Origin of the sequence: Bradyrhizobium sp. CW1 (assembly GCF_023100665.1) — a bacterium.
Taxonomy (GTDB): Bacteria; Pseudomonadota; Alphaproteobacteria; order Rhizobiales; family Xanthobacteraceae; genus Bradyrhizobium; species Bradyrhizobium canariense_D.
In genome coordinates, this window is record NZ_CP064684.1 from 4953021 (window position 1) to 4968026 (window position 15006).

Genomic DNA, 15006 nt, shown 5'->3' on the forward strand with positions numbered 1-15006 from the left:
GACCTAGATGGTTCCTAAGAACGAAATGATGTTTATCGACCTCACGCGCCGAAAGGTATCCATCACTCCAACAACTTGCCCGGCGTTCTTCTGATCACGGACAACGCCCATCGACGGCCATCCTTGCCCGGAAACTTCAGCACTCGCCAAATTGGAGGAAAGTATCGCAACCGGCGATCCATCGTCATGGCTTCGCGTAAGTGGCAAAGGCCGTCGCTAAGGCGCCCACGTCGCAGCAATCCGATCCCGCTGCGAAACATTTGGTGGGCCAATGTATGGCGCGCCAAGGCACGTAAACTCCGCGAATTTGGGACCCGATCCTCGCATTGATCAAAAAAGCTGTCGAACGCGAGCAAGCACTGCCGATAATCTAGTATTCTCTTGGCAAAGTAGGCGTTGGACATCGCCGACGAATGCTTGCGATAGATTGCCTGCACCGCATTAATCTGGGCAACTGTACCGTGCGCAGCGAAACGTAGCCACATCTCCATATCGCCTGCGTGAGGAAGCGACGTGCGATAGCCGCCGATCGCCTTCTGCGTCCGTGTCCGCGCAATCGCGGTCGGAGAGGGAACGTCATTTCTGGCTGTGGCGCACATCTCCGTTATCAGATCTTGCCGTGTCCAAGAATGGTTCTCGTCCGCAGGTAATTTAGGCAACGGTAAATCGTCAAACCAGAGGATGCATTCTCCATATGTAAGAACAACGTCGGAGTTTGCGTCCATGATCTCCGTTGCCCGCTGGAGGGCTCCGGGAACCAGCAAATCATCAGCGGACAAGAGCAAGAAGTATTCGGATGATGCCCACGCGATTCCTTCATTGAACGTATTGATGTGACCGTGATTGCGCGAATGCGCTCTCACCGCCACCCTCGGGTCGCTTTGCTCCAATTTCCTTGCGACTGACACCGAATCATCCGAGGAGCAGTCGTCGATGATAAGTACGCGCAAATCCGAAACGGATTGGCTGAGAATGCTCGACACGCAAGCCTCAAGGAAGCGCCCATAATTGTAACAGGGGACAACAATATCGACCTTCGCCATTCCCGTTATCCTGAGTATCAAGCTATTCGGATATGATGCAGCAGGGCATCGATGACTCGATTGATATCCTCCTGGCTCATTTGCGCGTAAATCGGCAGCAGTATCGATCGATCCTGCGCGAGTTCGGATTGACGGAGATCATGGCGCTGCTTCCCATTGGCGTAAGCGGGTTCGCGGTGCGAGCACATGATCCCCCGTCGTGTCGCGATTCCCTTATCGAGCAGGCCTTGCATCACGGTGCGCTGGTCGAGGTGGTCAGGCAGACGCACGCAATAGCTCTGCCAATTGGACCTGGTCCACTCGGGCTCCTCCGGCACGCGCAGACCCTCGAAATTGGAGAGTAGCTCGGTGTATCTGGCAGCGATGGCGCGGCGGCGCGCCACCAGTTGCGGAAGGCGTTCGAGCTGTTTGCGACCGATCGCCGCTTGTATGTCGGTCATGCGGTAATTGTACCCGACGACCAGATAATCCTCGAAGATTACTTGAGGCGAACCATGCCGCACCGTGTCAGGGACGCTCATGCCATGTTGGCGCAACAGTCTGAACCTGCGATCGAGCTCCGGATCCGCGGTGGTCAGCATCCCGCCCTCTCCAGTTGTGATCACTTTCCGAGGGTGAAAAGAGAAGCAGGCAATGCGGCCATGCGGTTTTCCAATCGACTCCCATTGCCCATTCATGCAGATTTTACTGCCGGCAGCACACGCCGCATCCTCAATCAGGACAATGCCATAGCGGTCAGTTATCGCGGTAAGCGCTGCAAGATCGCAAGGCATGCCCATTTGGTGGACGGCGATGATCGCGCGCGTTCGCGGAGTTATTGCTTCCACCAGACGGGCGGGATCGACGTTGTAGGTTAACGGATCGATGTCTACAAAAACGGGTGTCGCGCCCTGAAACCGGACCGAATTGGCCGTTGCGATGAAGGAATGACTCGGTGTGATCACCTCGTCACCGGGTCCGATGTCCAGCGCCGCCAGCGCGAGCTGCAGGGCTGTGGTACAATTTGATACAGCGCATGCGAATGGTGCGCCGACAAGGGTGGCGAATTCTTGCTCGAAGGCGGCGACTTGCGGACCTTGCGACACCCAGCCCGATAGAACGGCTGCGCGCGCGGCACCAGCTTCTTCATCGGCGAGGAGCGGCAGTGCGATCGGAATCATGATGCAACCGCCTCTCGCGGGCTGACCGCAACGTGCTCGCGTTCTACGCGCCGCCACTTAACGAATTGCGCCGGGCCCTGCTCAAGCGCACTGCTGGCCGCCCGGACTTTCAGCAGGCGCTCCGCGTCCATTACATGCGCGCCGGCGTGAGTTTCTTTCATTTCCACTTCCTTTAGCGAGGTCCGTTGTCTATGAACTACGTTGTACGCGCGGCGCCACGCTGCGGTTAGGCTCAGAATTTGAAGGCGCGCGCCACGGATATCTGCGTCTCTGCCACCCCACATTGCTCGCTTCCGCCCACAACAACAGTTTCTATCCGACAAACCAATGCGTGCGGTCTCGATAAACGGCGTGCGATGCTTGTGTGCCGAGTCGCTCAGCCCCGCTGGCCCACTCATCAACCGTGTGGATGAAGCGCTCAAGATATCCCGGCGTTCCGACCATCGCGAAGCTCATAGCACCGCGCCTGTGTAGTAAGGTCCATCGGGTCGCGCGAGATGAGGCCACTGCGTTAGCCAGAGGTCGGCGCAATGGCCAATTCGGTCTCCCGACATCGAAAGCTGCTCGACGTTTGCGATACTGTCGAGCCAGATGGTGCGCGCACCCATCATTTGTCCGAACCGCAGCGCCAAATATCCCGGAGCGGCACCCGTCGAGACTACGATGTCCGGCTTTTCATTCCAAACGATCCAGGCGATTCTGCGCGCTGCTTTCAACAGCGCGATCCTGGTCCAGCGGTTAGCATCGTTGACGAGGTAGAACTTGTGGTCGGGCACCTGCGCGCGATAAGATTCATGGACGGTGACGAACGTAACATCGCAATGCTCGAAAGCGGGTTTGATCCGCAACAGCTGCACCCAATGGCCCCCACCTGAAGCGACTGCCAGCACTTTCGGCCGTACGTTGCGTGACCGCTCCGTATTGGGGTTCAGCACCGCGTTGTGGTGAAAGACCGGGCTCCGAAGCATTGGCTGGCCTCCCTAAGATGCTGCAAGATTCGCGAGCTCCCCCTGAATGGGCGGATCGAAAGCCTCGAATTGCTTGCATTTAATATTAAATTTCGATTTAAATTAACAGTATTGGTATTTAAAATCAAGCATTTTATATGGCGCGACGCGTTCGATTTACCTACCACGCGCCCAATCGAATTAGGGCCTCATTTGGTCGAATCCGGCAGCGCCACCCGCGAAGTCTCGTCTCGTTGCCAGAGATGATCTCCAGGTCGGCCGCCTCTGGTAGCGTTACATCGAGCAGCAATGTTGACCCAGCAATAGATCAACAAGCCGAGCCACAAGCGAGGTTCTTTGAACAGTGTAACGAGTGTCCAATTATTGGCCGCTCCCTTGTTTGCGCGCAGCTCGGGAAAGCGCCGGGCGAGCTCGAATGTTCCCCTATAGGCCCGTGTTCTGACGGTGACGAGCTGCAGCAGAGTGCGTGGGGCGAACACCGTGGACCTCACGCAGGCCAGAGTCTCCCGCTCCTCCCGTCTGAACTGAAGTCGAACATAGGTGTCATCAGCAGTGATGTCTGGAAATTGCCCGAACCGCCTGCGTCCAGCCTCGGACAAGGCGTACACGCCTGAACCGCCGATTCCCTCGCGCGAGGACGGCAGCCGTGACCGAATTCCGAAGTATTTGCGAACCAGCCAGGAACAGCCCGCCAGATTGATCTCTGCCGTAGGCGCAACCGCCAAAACGTCACCCTCATTGAGGCGTCTTGCCAAAGCTAGAATGGCATCAACGGTAATAACGATATCGGCGTCAGCATAAATCCGCGGAAAGACGTTCGCGACTTGATCACCAAGATTCAGAGCGTGGGTCTTCCTTGCGGTGTCCGACTCCACAACCTTGATGGTCAGGCCGAAACGCCGGGCGATATTCGCGGTGTCGTCCGTACAGCCGTTGCAAACGACCACCACGCGCAGCTCGTCCGAATCTGGCTTGCCGACCCATTGGCTCAACGTCCGCGCAATCACGGAACTCTCGTTGTGGGCTGGGACGACGATCGAAATCATGGCTGGCCCGGTGGAATGGATCGGACTTCCGTGCCTCTCTGAGGCTGCCGCGGGGTCCGTCAGTCTCAGCGCGAACCCCTGCTAAGCTGCCATGGGCGGCACCAACGAAATCTATCCGGACGGTCCGGCCGCGCGTTCCGCCTCGGCCTCAATCACGATGCCGCCGCCTGTCGCTGGCGGTCCGAAGCGAGATCGCGCTCGGATCGCCACCATTTCACGAGATCGGCGAGCCCCTGCTCAAGCGAGACCGTGGTGCGGAAACCCAGCAAACGCTCTGCCTTGCCCGTCGATGCCAGCCGTCGCGGCACCGGATTGACCGAGCGCTCCGGCGCGAATTCGGGTGTCAAGCCGCGGTGTCCCATCACGGACGCAAGCACAGTCGCCAGCTCGGTCAGGCTGGTCTCAGTGCCGCTCCCGACGTTGAAGACCTCATCAGTAACCTTTGCCCTGGCCCCAAGGATGTTGGCACGCGCGATGTCGCGGACGTGGACGAAATCCATGGTCTGACGGCCATCACCAAAGATAATGGGAGGTAATCCGGCTTCCAGGCGCTCCATCCAGCGGATCAAGACCTCGGTGTACCGTCCGTGGATATCCATCCGGCTGCCGTAGACGTTGAAATATCGGAATGCCACATAGTCGAGGCCGCTTACATCGTTGAAGGCCCGCAGGAGCCCTTCGTTAAACGCCTTAGCAGCCCCATAGAGAGTTCGGTTGTTGTACGCATTCTGCCGCTCGGTCGTCGGAAACTCCTCGGCCATGCCATATACGGATGCCGAAGACGCTGCGATAATCTTCTCGATATCGTGCTTGATGCACAGCTCCAGCAGGTCGTAGGTGGCATCCACCATGACCTCCTTGGCCAGGCGCGGTTCGGCTGCACAATGAGTGATGCGGAGTGCGGCCTGATGAAAGACGATATCGGCAGCCTTGACCAGCGCTTCCATCAGCTTGCGATCGCGTATGTCGCCGTGAACCAATCTCACCGGCCCACGCCCGAGCGCGCGCCGGAGATTTTCCGGCCGGCCTCTTATCATGTTGTCTATGGCAACAATCTCGATACAGCCCTCGTCGCAGAGCAGATCAACGATGTGGGAGCCGATGAACCCCGCCCCGCCGGTGACCAGAACGCGCTTTCCCTTGAGATCAATCAAGACGCTCTCCTGTTGTGAGACCATGTCATGACGCTTTGTGGATGCTCCGCCGGGTCGCTGACGGCTTCGCTGGGCCGCAGGGCCGCCGCGTTCCTCAATGTAGAGACAACTTCGGCCGCCTGTTCCGCCCGCATCTCCGGATAAATGGGAAGAGAGAGAAACTCGTTCGCAAGCATCTCAGTGACGGGGAGATCACCGGCACGATAACCGAGTTCCGCATAGGCTCTTTGCAGATGCACCGGAACGGGATAGTGGATCCCGGCACCAATGCCGGCATCACGCAATAGCGTCAGCGCGTCGTCGCGCCGCTGCAATCTGACCGCATAGACGTGATACACGTGACGGGCGTCGCGGGGCGGCTGGGGACGCGCTAATGGGAGATCGGATAGCAGTGCATTGTATCGCTCAGCGAGCGACCGACGCGCTTCCGTCCAGCGCTCGATGTAGTCCATCTTGACGTTCAGTATCGCGCTCTGAATTTCGTCCATGCGATAGTTGTATCCGGGGATGACGTGGTCGTATTTCGCCTCCTGCCCCCAATCGCGCAGCAGTGACACGCGGCCCGCCAATTCAGGTCGATCGGTTACGACGGCCCCACCCTCGCCAAAAGCTCCAAGATTCTTGCCGGGGTAAAAGCTGAAGCATCCCAGATCGCCAATCGAGCCTGCGCGACGTCCGCGGTATTCCGCGCCGTGCGCCTGCGCGGCGTCCTCGATGACGACCAGACCGTGACGACGCGCGATCTCCATGATGGGATCCATGTCGGCCATCAGCCCGTGGAGATGGACCGGCAGGATCGCTTTGGTTCGTGGTGTTATCGCAGCTTCGATCGAGCCGGGATGCATCGTCCATGTTACCGGGTCAACGTCGACAAACACGGGCCTGGCGCCGCTGTAGAGAATGGCTGCGGTGGTCGCAACGAACGTCATGGACACCGTGATGACTTCGTCACCGGGCCCGACGCCTGCCGCAAGCAAGGCAAGGTGAAGCGCCGAAGTGCCGCTGTTCACCGCGCGGCAATGGGCGGTCCGGCAATAATCCGCAAAGCGTCCCTCGAAGGCCGTTACCTCCGGCCCGAGCACAAAGTGCCCGCTGCTGACGACCCTCGCTACTGCGGCGTCGATTTCCGGCTTGATCTGGCTATATTGGGCTTTCAAATCCAGGAAGGGTATCAAGATTCAAGACCTTGGATTGGATCAAAATTACAGAAACAAATTAACTCGAATTATTCTATTTAATCAAGCATTAAATTCGCTAAAATATCTTTCGATTTAAAATGGTTTATGAAGCGCAACTGACGAGCCTCGATCGCCCAGAACGGTGCTTTCAGCTCCGGACAGAGCCCGAGCGGGCACTCCGGCAACGATGGCGCCGGGCGGAACGTCCTTCGTCACCACCGCACCCGCGCCTACGGAGGCACCCGCACCGATTGTCACACCGCACAGAATGGTCGCGTTCGATCCGATGGAAGCTCCCCTACCGACATGAGTGCGCTGCAGTGTCCAGTCCGACGCTTGCTGAGGACGACCATCCGCGGTCGTTGCCTTCGGGAATTTATCGTTCGTGAACATCACACCATGACCAACAAACACTTCATCCTCGATCGTGACGCCCTCGCAGATGAAGCTGTGCGACGATATCTTGCAACGCGCGCCTATCTTTGCCCCCTCCTGGACTTCGACGAAGGTTCCGATTTTGCTCTCGTCACCAACGGTGCAACCATACAGGTTGACTAGATCGGGATGAAAAATCCTGACGTCCCTACCGAGCTTTACGTCGTTCGTAATGGGCATCTCCGCCTCCAAGAATCGCAAGGCCTCACAGGGCCGAACGCGATGGCCTCAGCTTCGGTGCATCACGGGCCAGACTAGCTGCAGCGAGATGGAGCTGATGCAGCAGCGGGTGGCCGGTCAGCAGCAGCCCCAGGCACCAGCAAAGCGCCGCAGCACACAATCCCGAGGCCAAACCGGCAAATGACGTCAGGATTCCCTGTTCCGTCAGCGCCGCGCAGCCGAAGGTGCCCAATGCTGTTATCGCTGTGACGACCCCACTCTTCATCAGCGCGCGAGCAATGTCCGTTGGTCTAAGGCCTAAGTGCCGGCCGATAAAATAGATCGCAACTGCAGCTTGGAAGGGCAACGTCAAAACGGCGGAGGCGGCGACAGCCTGCACACCGAAGAAGGATGCGCAAAAAATTACAAGAAGCGACGGAGGTAGGGAGATGAAGGAGGAGATCAAAGCGTCCCGCACGCTTCCAACCGCTACAAGCATGGGATAACTCAAGCACGCTGCAAAAAGAGCCATGTTTGCGATGCAGAGCAGCCGCACCAGAGGCACGACCTCCAGCCACGTCTCGCCGAGCCAGATCGCGATGATCGGTCGCGCCATAATGGCCACGAATATCAGGAATGGCCAGTGCGCGGCGGAAAGCAGCTCGATCGCCTCGAGATAGATGACCTTCAGGTCGTCCCCCGCTTCGCGCCTTGCGACAATCGCCGGCATGATCACAGGGTTCAATACTTGCGTAACGAGCTTGTCGAACGTTTGCGTTAGGTTAATCGCGCGGCTGTACAGACCGACGGACATAAAGTCCAGAGTTCTTGCAAGGAATAGCTGGGGCGCCAGATTGTAGAACACGTTGATGACGCTAACCCCGCTGGCATAAAGGCCAAAGCTGACGATCTCGCGGTATTTGAGGAGCGAGGGGCGCAGTGCGTTTAAGTCCCGATGACTGGCGAGCAGCGCCAAGGTCAAAATCACGCTTCCCGTCAGGGCTGCCCAGACCGGCGCCATATAGCTGAATCCCGCCATCGCTAGCCCGATCGAGACCAGAGCAACAGCCACACCCGCGGCGAAGTTGCAAATGGCTAACGTGCCGAACTTCATGTCCCGGCGCAGCAAGGCCGAAATTGTCCCCGAAACTGGTGCCAGGAAAAAATTCATCGCCGACACCTCAATGCCCCTCTTGAGACCGTCCTGGGCGAAAAGATCTGAGAGCGCGCCTGCAAGAACAAACAGAAGAAGCGCTATGGCCACCGAGATCCCGAGCGAGATGGTGAAAGCTGAGCGAACATCGGCTGGAGATAGATCACGCTTCTGAATCAGATAGTTTCCGCCCCCGAACTCCTGAAAGGATGCACCAATTACCGCGGTGACGGCATTGACGACCGCGTACACTCCGAATTCCGCGGGCGATAGCAGACGAGAGAGAACCGCGGTAGCGACCAGGAACAGCACAAGACTGCCATAGCGATCGACCGCCGAAAACAGGATGGAGCGTTGTACCGCACTAATCGCAAGACCGTCGCGCTGTTCTCGCATTTGAATATCGTCCGCCAATGATTCAGACCGTTGCCGTCGCACGTTCCGGGACCCTGCGCGGCTGGCGTTTCAGCAGGACCGGTTTGCCATGCTCGGCGATCGAGCGGGATGCAGCCTCCAGGACCTCGATCACCCGCAGTCCGGACATGCCACTTGAAATCGGTCGCGTCCCGCTGCGCACACAATCGATAAAGTGGTCGACCTCGACCTGCAGCGCTTCCTTCGGGGACACGTGGGGAGCCCACATATCGCCAGCCCGATAACCGATCCGGAATTGATGGGCTTTGTCGGAGGGGCCATCAACTGTGATGCCCTTGTCATATACCTTGATCTTTTCCGTCGGTTCAAGATCGTCGTAAACGATCATCTTCTTGCTGCCTCCGATGAACGTCTGGCGGACTTTGATTGGCGAGAGCCAGTTGACGCTAATGTGGGCTACACACGCGCTATCGAAGAACAACGTTATATGAGCCATGTTTTCCGGCGAGCCGACCACATGGCATGATCCTGTCGCCGAAACGGCAACGGGCTGCTCATCGAAGATATAGTGGATGATCGAAATATCGTGCACCGCCAAGTCCCAGATGACATTGACATCGCTCTGGAACAAGCCAAGGCTCGCGCGTGTGCTGTCGTAGTAGTAGACACTACCGAGCTCTTTCTTGACCAGGAGTTCGCGGATTTTCCGCACCGCGGGCGTGTAGATGAAAGTGTGGTCCACGCTCAATATCAGGCAGCGCCGAGCCGCCTCATCGATCAGGCGTCGAGCCAGATCTGAATTTTGTGCAAGCGGCTTCTCCACCAGAACGTGCTTGCCCGCCTTCAGTGCGGATAGAGCCAGTTCATAGTGTGTATTAACCGGCGTAGCGATGGCCACGGCATCGACGGCAGGGTTCTTGAGCAGCTCGTCGCAGGAGGACGTCGTTATCACCCCCGGATAAAGCCGCTTGCTTGCCGCGAGCTTTTCCGAATCAAAGTCGCATACGCCGACTAGACGAACCGAGGGATGAGCAGCGAAATTGCGGACCAAGTTCGGTCCCCAATAGCCGTATCCGATAACTCCAATTCCTATTGTGTCGTTCGACATAACTGCACCAGTGGTTTGAAATCGGGTGAAATGTAGAATTTACTTGGCTATGGCTTTCGGTTGCTCTGGCGATAGCCGAACTGCTGGCCAATACCCAGTCGCAAATGAACGCCGGCACACGCGCAGTGTATCTCCGACATTCCATCTCACGATCATGGAGGATACGTCGAGCATGGGTGCGCGTTCATTCGGCAGTCCTCGTTCTTGGTAAATGCACCCCTTCCATCATCGTTCCGGCGCGACCGGCTAGGAGAAGAGGCTCGACTGTCTTGTAACTCCATATTGAGACCGCCTAAGCAGCGCTGGTAGGTTGTGAACGGATATGTCCCGCTTCAATAAAAGTCCGAATTGTCAGGATCAGCTGTGGTGATGCTTCACCACCAAGGCGCTCGCATCGGTTGAGGACGTCCAATTGATCGAGTTTGTCGGATAATTCCCTTTCCTCGAAAGCGACCTCAATCCGGCCCTGTGCGGCGAACTGTTTTGCCGTTGCGACCTGATGATCGGTTCGGTGTTCGCCCAAGCTCGCACGACGCGGCATGACAATGATTCGCTTTCCAAGTTCGAGGGCGGTGATAATGGAGCCCATGCCTGCATGAGCGATCACGAGGCTTGCCGCCTCAACGCAATTCCTGAATCCACTGGGGTCAACAAATCGTTCGGTGCGGATGTGCTTGCACTGATGCTTTGATGGCCCGATCTGAGCGAAAACATCGCTTCTCGCCCGTGCACCGGCCCAATCGTCGACCGTTTGGATCAGACGGTCAAACTGGACTTGCGTACCGACGGTTACGAAGATCATGACACGCTCCTTCATAGCTAAGCGCTCGGCAAGCAGTCTTGGTCCTGATGTATCGCCGCCACATGCGCCGCCGGCTGCGCATGGCCTCGCTCGCGAGAGCCACGGTCTCGGCCATGTTTCGAATATCGACGCTGCGCGCGCATCACGGCTCCTGCGAGGAAACACGACCATTCAAATTATTTAATTTTAGTATTTGATTTATAATCCGATAATACAGAGGCAACTTTTATTTTCAAGTGATTAAGTTATCGGATTTTTAAAATACGTAATCGCTTGCAAACCCTCGATATTTTTGCATAATTTCACGTAAGGCGGATTAATCGGAGCCAGATAAGCCATGTTCTCGGTTATTATTCTGTACCTCAGCGGCCGACCCGCTTTGCAGTCTAGATGCGCAGAACATTCCAGGCGATCGGTTCGCCGCTGCACGTAGCTCTGCCGGGTGTCAGTCCCTTCGCAACACCGGTGTGGCGCGGACCAGGCGACGGTCGTCTTCGATCGGTCCCTGGCTCGCGCCGTGAGCCCTGTGCAAGTGAGACAGGCAGATCGCGCATTACCGGAATATGGCGAAAGGCCGCCCACCCCCGCAAATACCGCTGATAGCAGGCACCGCTCGTACTCGCGTCGGCATTAGCTGATATCTTCACGCGCGAGTCAGCAGGCCCGTGCATTCCGTCGGCGCGCACTTAAGCCATTGCGGTCCTGTGTGCCATCCGATCCCATCGGATCACGTCGATGGTGCCTCTGCTGTGCGGCCGTCGGACGATGGCCTGCAATCGTCTGCAATTCATGCGAAGCGTGCTGCCATGCCGTTGGAATTGCTTTCATTGAATCACCGTTGGCGCTGAATGCCTAGTACTCCCGGATGCTTTCATCCAAACCGCGAAGCAAGGGGTACAGGAAATAAGAAATCACGGTGCGCTTGCCGACTTTCAGTTCGGCCGTCACCGCCATGCCCGGAATCAGTTGAATGCGCTCAGCCGGCAGCCGAAGGTGCGTGTCGGACAAATCGACCAGTACGCGGTAATAGGGAGCTGGCGCGCGGCGCGCACCTTCGGCCTTCGGATCCGGCGAGAACGTGTCCTGGCTGATGACGCGGACCTCGCCCGTTGCCGTTCCATACTTCTGGAAAGGAAACGCTTCGAACTTGATCCGGACTGCTTGTCCAAGCGCCACCTGACCGATATCCCGACCCTCGACATTGACCTCCGCCTGGAGAGGCACATCACGAGGAACCAGGACAAACAGCGTTTCCGCTTCGCGAACCACCGAGCCGACTGTGCGGTTTGCGATGTCCAGCACCACGGCATCTGCCGGCGCCTGCAGGACGATCAGCTGCCGACGACGGTCGGCTTTCTTCAATTCCTCTGCTGCGCTGTTGCGCTTTGGCAGCGTCTCTGCCAGTTCCTGATAAGTGGTGCGACGAAACTCCTCGGTGAAGACCTTCTGGTCAGCGCGGGCCTTGTCCAGCCGATGGGTCGTATCGGCGATACTGCCACGAACGCGCGCCAGATTGCTCTCAACCTCGAGCCGTGCATCGCGAGACAGTAGAAAGTTCAGCCTCGAACCGACCTCTTTGTCCATCAGCGTGGTGCGCATGGTTTCAATTGAACGCATCGTATCGAGTCGCTGAAGGAGAACCGTCTCTTCGTCCTGCGCTGTCTTCAGATTGGCTCGAGCGGAAGCGATCTGTGCGTCATAGTTCTGGATCTGCGCCTCATAGGCGGCTCTCCTCTGCAAGAACAACTTGCCCTGCAGGATTTGGTCCGCATTTGTGAGCTCCTTGGCGGCATACTCCGTTCCATTCACTTCGGCGCCCAGGCGATCGATCGACGCATTGAAACCAGCCAGCCTGCCGCGCAATTGATCGAAATCAGCCTGCGAGAAGGTCGGATCGAGCGTAGCCAGAACGTCGCCGCGGTTGACGCGATCACCGGCCTTGACGTGGATCTCGCGTATGACCGACGTTTCCAACGGCTGTACGACTAGGTTTGGACGTGTCGTGGTCAATTTCCCCTGCGCCGTGACGATCATCTCCACTTGCGAAACGGATGCCCAGGTGACCGCGAAGGCAATTAGCCCAAGCACGCTGTAGAGGGTAAGACGCGCGAGCCGCGGCGGCGCTTGCTGCTCGACTTCGGTTGCATCCGACTGGAATTCGGCGATCACAGGCGCTCGCCTCGGCACCGGCCTGAATAGCTTCCGCCGTCGCTCGACCGTTCTGGCCAGGACCAGACCGTTCGTGTTCGCGTCCGTCCGTGGTTGCCTTGGCTCCATCATGCAATCTGTTTCATCTGTTGGTTCCACAAATGCCTGTAGATGGTGCATTTCGACAGGAGGTGGTCGTGGCGATCCACGTCAACGATTCGGCCGCGGTCCATCACCAGGATCCGGCTTGCTTCAGTCAGCATTGACAGGCGATGCGAGACGATGATGACGGTACGCCCTGCCGCCAAACGGCGGAGGTTGCGCTTGATGATCATTTCGCTTTCGGAATCGAGGGCACTCGTCGCCTCATCGAAAATCACGATCCGTGGATTGACGATCAGAGCCCTCGCAATCGCGAGCCGCTGCTTCTGCCCGCCGGACAGGTTCGAGGCATCTTCCTCGAGCATGGTGTCGAAGCCACGGGGCAACCGCTCGATGAACTCGTCGGCGCCTGCGAGCTGCGCCGCAGCGACGACTTCGGCGAATGTCGCGTCCCGTTTCACGCATGCGATATTGTCGCGGACCGTCCCTCGAAACAGGAAATTATCCTGCAAGACGATTCCGAGGTTTCGGCGCAGGTGTGCCAAGTCGAGTTCCCTCGAATCGTATCCGTCGACACGGAGCAGCCCCTGTTGCACCGGATACATGCCCGAAATCAGCCTTGTGAGCGTCGTCTTGCCGGAGCCGCTTCGGCCCACGATCCCGAAGATCGAACCTGGCTCGACGGTGAAGGAGACATCATCGAGCGCCGGCGCTCCCTCAGCTCCGTAGCGAAAAGAAACACTTTCGAACTCGATTTTTCCGGCGAAGTCGGGCCGCAGCCCATCTTTCTTGCCATCTCGCTCAGGCTTCTGATTCATCACCTCGCCGAGCATTTTCACGGCAAGAGCAACTTCCTGGTATTCGTGCACCATGGTCACGAGTTGGACGAGTGGTCCCGAGACCCTGCCGGCCAACATGTTAAACGCGACCAGCGCGCCGATTGTCATTTCTCCAGCGAAGACATCGAGTGCTCCGACAGCGATGATCCCAAGTGTCATGATCTTCTCGAGAAATCCGGTGAGCGCCTGGGCACCGGCGGAAATCTTCTCGACACCGAATCGCATGGTAATCGACTGTGCACAGCGGCTATCCCAAATCCTGCCCTGCACGGGCTCCATCCCCAGCGACTTCACCGTGCGCATACCGTGAACTGTTTCGACGAGGAGAGCCTGCCGCGCACCTTCCGCCTGGTAAAGATCGTAAAGACGTCGCCGGAAAGGGCCCATGAGCAGGCCGACAACAGCACCGCTCGCGGCAGTGAAGGCCAAAACCATAAGCGTCAACTTGACGCTGTAGATCGCAAGTACCGGCAGGAAGACGAATAGCGAAAGCGCGTCGAGGGTGGTTAAGAATAGTCGGCCGGTCAGAAACTCACGGATCCGCGCCGCTTGCTGCATGTGCTTGACTAAGACCCCCGCTGCCATGTGCTCGAAGAAGGTGACCGGCAGCCCGAGGAGATGACCGAACGTCTTTGTAGCAACTCGAATGTCGACTTTATTGGTCGCATAAAGTAGCAGGTAGCGCCGCAGAAAGCCGAATATCGCGTCAAAGACGAGTGCTGCGGCCGCGCCTACCGCGAGTACGTAGAGGGTGGTGTAGCTCTCGTGAACCAGAACTTTGTCGATGACGAGCTGGAAAAAGATCGGGACGACGAGGCCCAACGCATAGAGCATGATGGCGGCAATCGCGACGTCCCTGAACAGTCGCCATTGAAGAAGCAATTCCGGTACGAACCACCGGAGGCCGAAATTTCTGCGCCCATCCTGTGTCAACTGCTCGCGCTTGATCAGGATGGTGTCCCCGGCCCATTGGGCACAGAATCGGTCCCGGTCGACAACCAAGACCTCGTCCTTGCGGTCGGCGAGCGGGTCGAAGACGCTGACGACCTCAGTGCCCTCAGCTCCCTGTCCTGCACCAAGGACAACGATCCAGTTGCCATTGGTTAGCCTCGTCAGCGCCGGATAGGCTTCTCCGAGACGGATCAGCGCACCCCACGCGATTTTCGTGCTTCTCGCGCGCAGACCTGCATCCTTGGCCATGCGCAACAGAAGGTTCAACGAGAGCGGAGCGGCTACGGCATAGGCGTGCTTCAGACGCTCGACCGGCAGGTCTGTCCCATGATAACCGGCAATCTTGGACAGGCACTCCAATGCCGTCTGCGTCGCCAATCCAGAC

General features: G+C 57.8%; 12 protein-coding genes. All 12 read right to left on the reverse strand.

Annotation, left to right across the window (positions count from 1 at the left end):
- Window positions 1-62: 62 nt before the first annotated feature.
- Entirely contained in the window at window positions 63-1043 is a 981-nt protein-coding gene (locus IVB54_RS24430; protein ID WP_247776479.1) for a glycosyltransferase, read from the reverse strand.
- A gap of 17 nt (window positions 1044-1060) precedes the next feature.
- Window positions 1061-2203, reverse strand: a complete 1143-nt coding sequence (locus tag IVB54_RS24435) for a DegT/DnrJ/EryC1/StrS family aminotransferase (protein ID WP_018456735.1) — start codon at window positions 2201-2203, stop codon at window positions 1061-1063.
- A 452-nt stretch (window positions 2204-2655) separates the two neighbouring features.
- The gene (locus IVB54_RS24440) at window positions 2656-3171 is read right to left on the reverse strand and encodes a UDP-N-acetylglucosamine--LPS N-acetylglucosamine transferase (protein ID WP_083926443.1); all 516 of its coding nucleotides are present in this window, start codon (window positions 3169-3171) and stop codon (window positions 2656-2658) included.
- Window positions 3172-3359: 188 nt separating this feature from the next.
- Complete coding sequence (locus IVB54_RS24445; protein WP_018456738.1) at window positions 3360-4217, reverse strand: glycosyltransferase; 858 nt, start codon at window positions 4215-4217, stop codon at window positions 3360-3362.
- A 152-nt stretch (window positions 4218-4369) separates the two neighbouring features.
- On the reverse strand, window positions 4370-5371 hold the full coding sequence (locus IVB54_RS24450; protein ID WP_018456739.1) for an NAD-dependent epimerase/dehydratase family protein: 1002 nt from the start codon (window positions 5369-5371) through the stop codon (window positions 4370-4372).
- Window positions 5368-6546, reverse strand: coding sequence for a DegT/DnrJ/EryC1/StrS family aminotransferase (locus IVB54_RS24455; RefSeq protein WP_018456740.1), 1179 nt, complete (start codon window positions 6544-6546; stop codon window positions 5368-5370). The genes IVB54_RS24450 and IVB54_RS24455 overlap by 4 nt, the downstream gene beginning before the upstream one ends.
- A 96-nt stretch (window positions 6547-6642) precedes the next feature.
- Entirely contained in the window at window positions 6643-7164 is a 522-nt protein-coding gene (locus IVB54_RS24460; protein WP_039799870.1) for an acyltransferase, read from the reverse strand.
- 25 nt (window positions 7165-7189) lie between these two features.
- Entirely contained in the window at window positions 7190-8692 is a 1503-nt protein-coding gene (locus IVB54_RS24465; RefSeq protein ID WP_051113004.1) for an oligosaccharide flippase family protein, read from the reverse strand.
- A gap of 22 nt (window positions 8693-8714) precedes the next feature.
- A complete protein-coding gene (locus IVB54_RS24470; protein WP_018456743.1) occupies window positions 8715-9779 on the reverse strand; it encodes a Gfo/Idh/MocA family oxidoreductase in 1065 nt (354 codons plus the stop codon).
- Window positions 9780-10071: 292 nt separating this feature from the next.
- On the reverse strand, window positions 10072-10581 hold the full coding sequence (locus IVB54_RS24475; protein ID WP_051113014.1) for a glycosyltransferase: 510 nt from the start codon (window positions 10579-10581) through the stop codon (window positions 10072-10074).
- Between the two features lie 852 nt (window positions 10582-11433).
- Window positions 11434-12750, reverse strand: coding sequence for an HlyD family type I secretion periplasmic adaptor subunit (locus IVB54_RS24480; RefSeq protein ID WP_018456745.1), 1317 nt, complete (start codon window positions 12748-12750; stop codon window positions 11434-11436).
- A gap of 107 nt (window positions 12751-12857) precedes the next feature.
- Window positions 12858-14999 (reverse strand): peptidase domain-containing ABC transporter, encoded by a 2142-nt coding sequence (locus tag IVB54_RS24485; RefSeq protein WP_247363385.1) that lies wholly within the window; start codon window positions 14997-14999, stop codon window positions 12858-12860.
- Window positions 15000-15006: the final 7 nt, after the last annotated feature.

Excerpts from the sequence above, each read along its gene's own strand:
- IVB54_RS24430 (WP_247776479.1), bottom strand. The coding sequence starts at position 1,043 with ATGGCGAAGGTCGATATTGTTGTCCCCTGTTACAATTATGGGCGCTTC.
- IVB54_RS24435 (WP_018456735.1), bottom strand. The coding sequence starts at position 2,203 with ATGATTCCGATCGCACTGCCGCTCCTCGCCGATGAAGAAGCTGGTGCC.
- IVB54_RS24440 (WP_083926443.1), bottom strand. The coding sequence starts at position 3,171 with ATGCTTCGGAGCCCGGTCTTTCACCACAACGCGGTGCTGAACCCCAAT.
- IVB54_RS24445 (WP_018456738.1), bottom strand. The coding sequence starts at position 4,217 with ATGATTTCGATCGTCGTCCCAGCCCACAACGAGAGTTCCGTGATTGCG.
- IVB54_RS24460 (WP_039799870.1), bottom strand. The coding sequence starts at position 7,164 with ATGCCCATTACGAACGACGTAAAGCTCGGTAGGGACGTCAGGATTTTT.
- IVB54_RS24465 (WP_051113004.1), bottom strand. The coding sequence starts at position 8,692 with ATGCGAGAACAGCGCGACGGTCTTGCGATTAGTGCGGTACAACGCTCC.
- IVB54_RS24470 (WP_018456743.1), bottom strand. The coding sequence starts at position 9,779 with ATGTCGAACGACACAATAGGAATTGGAGTTATCGGATACGGCTATTGG.
- IVB54_RS24475 (WP_051113014.1), bottom strand. The coding sequence starts at position 10,581 with ATGATCTTCGTAACCGTCGGTACGCAAGTCCAGTTTGACCGTCTGATC.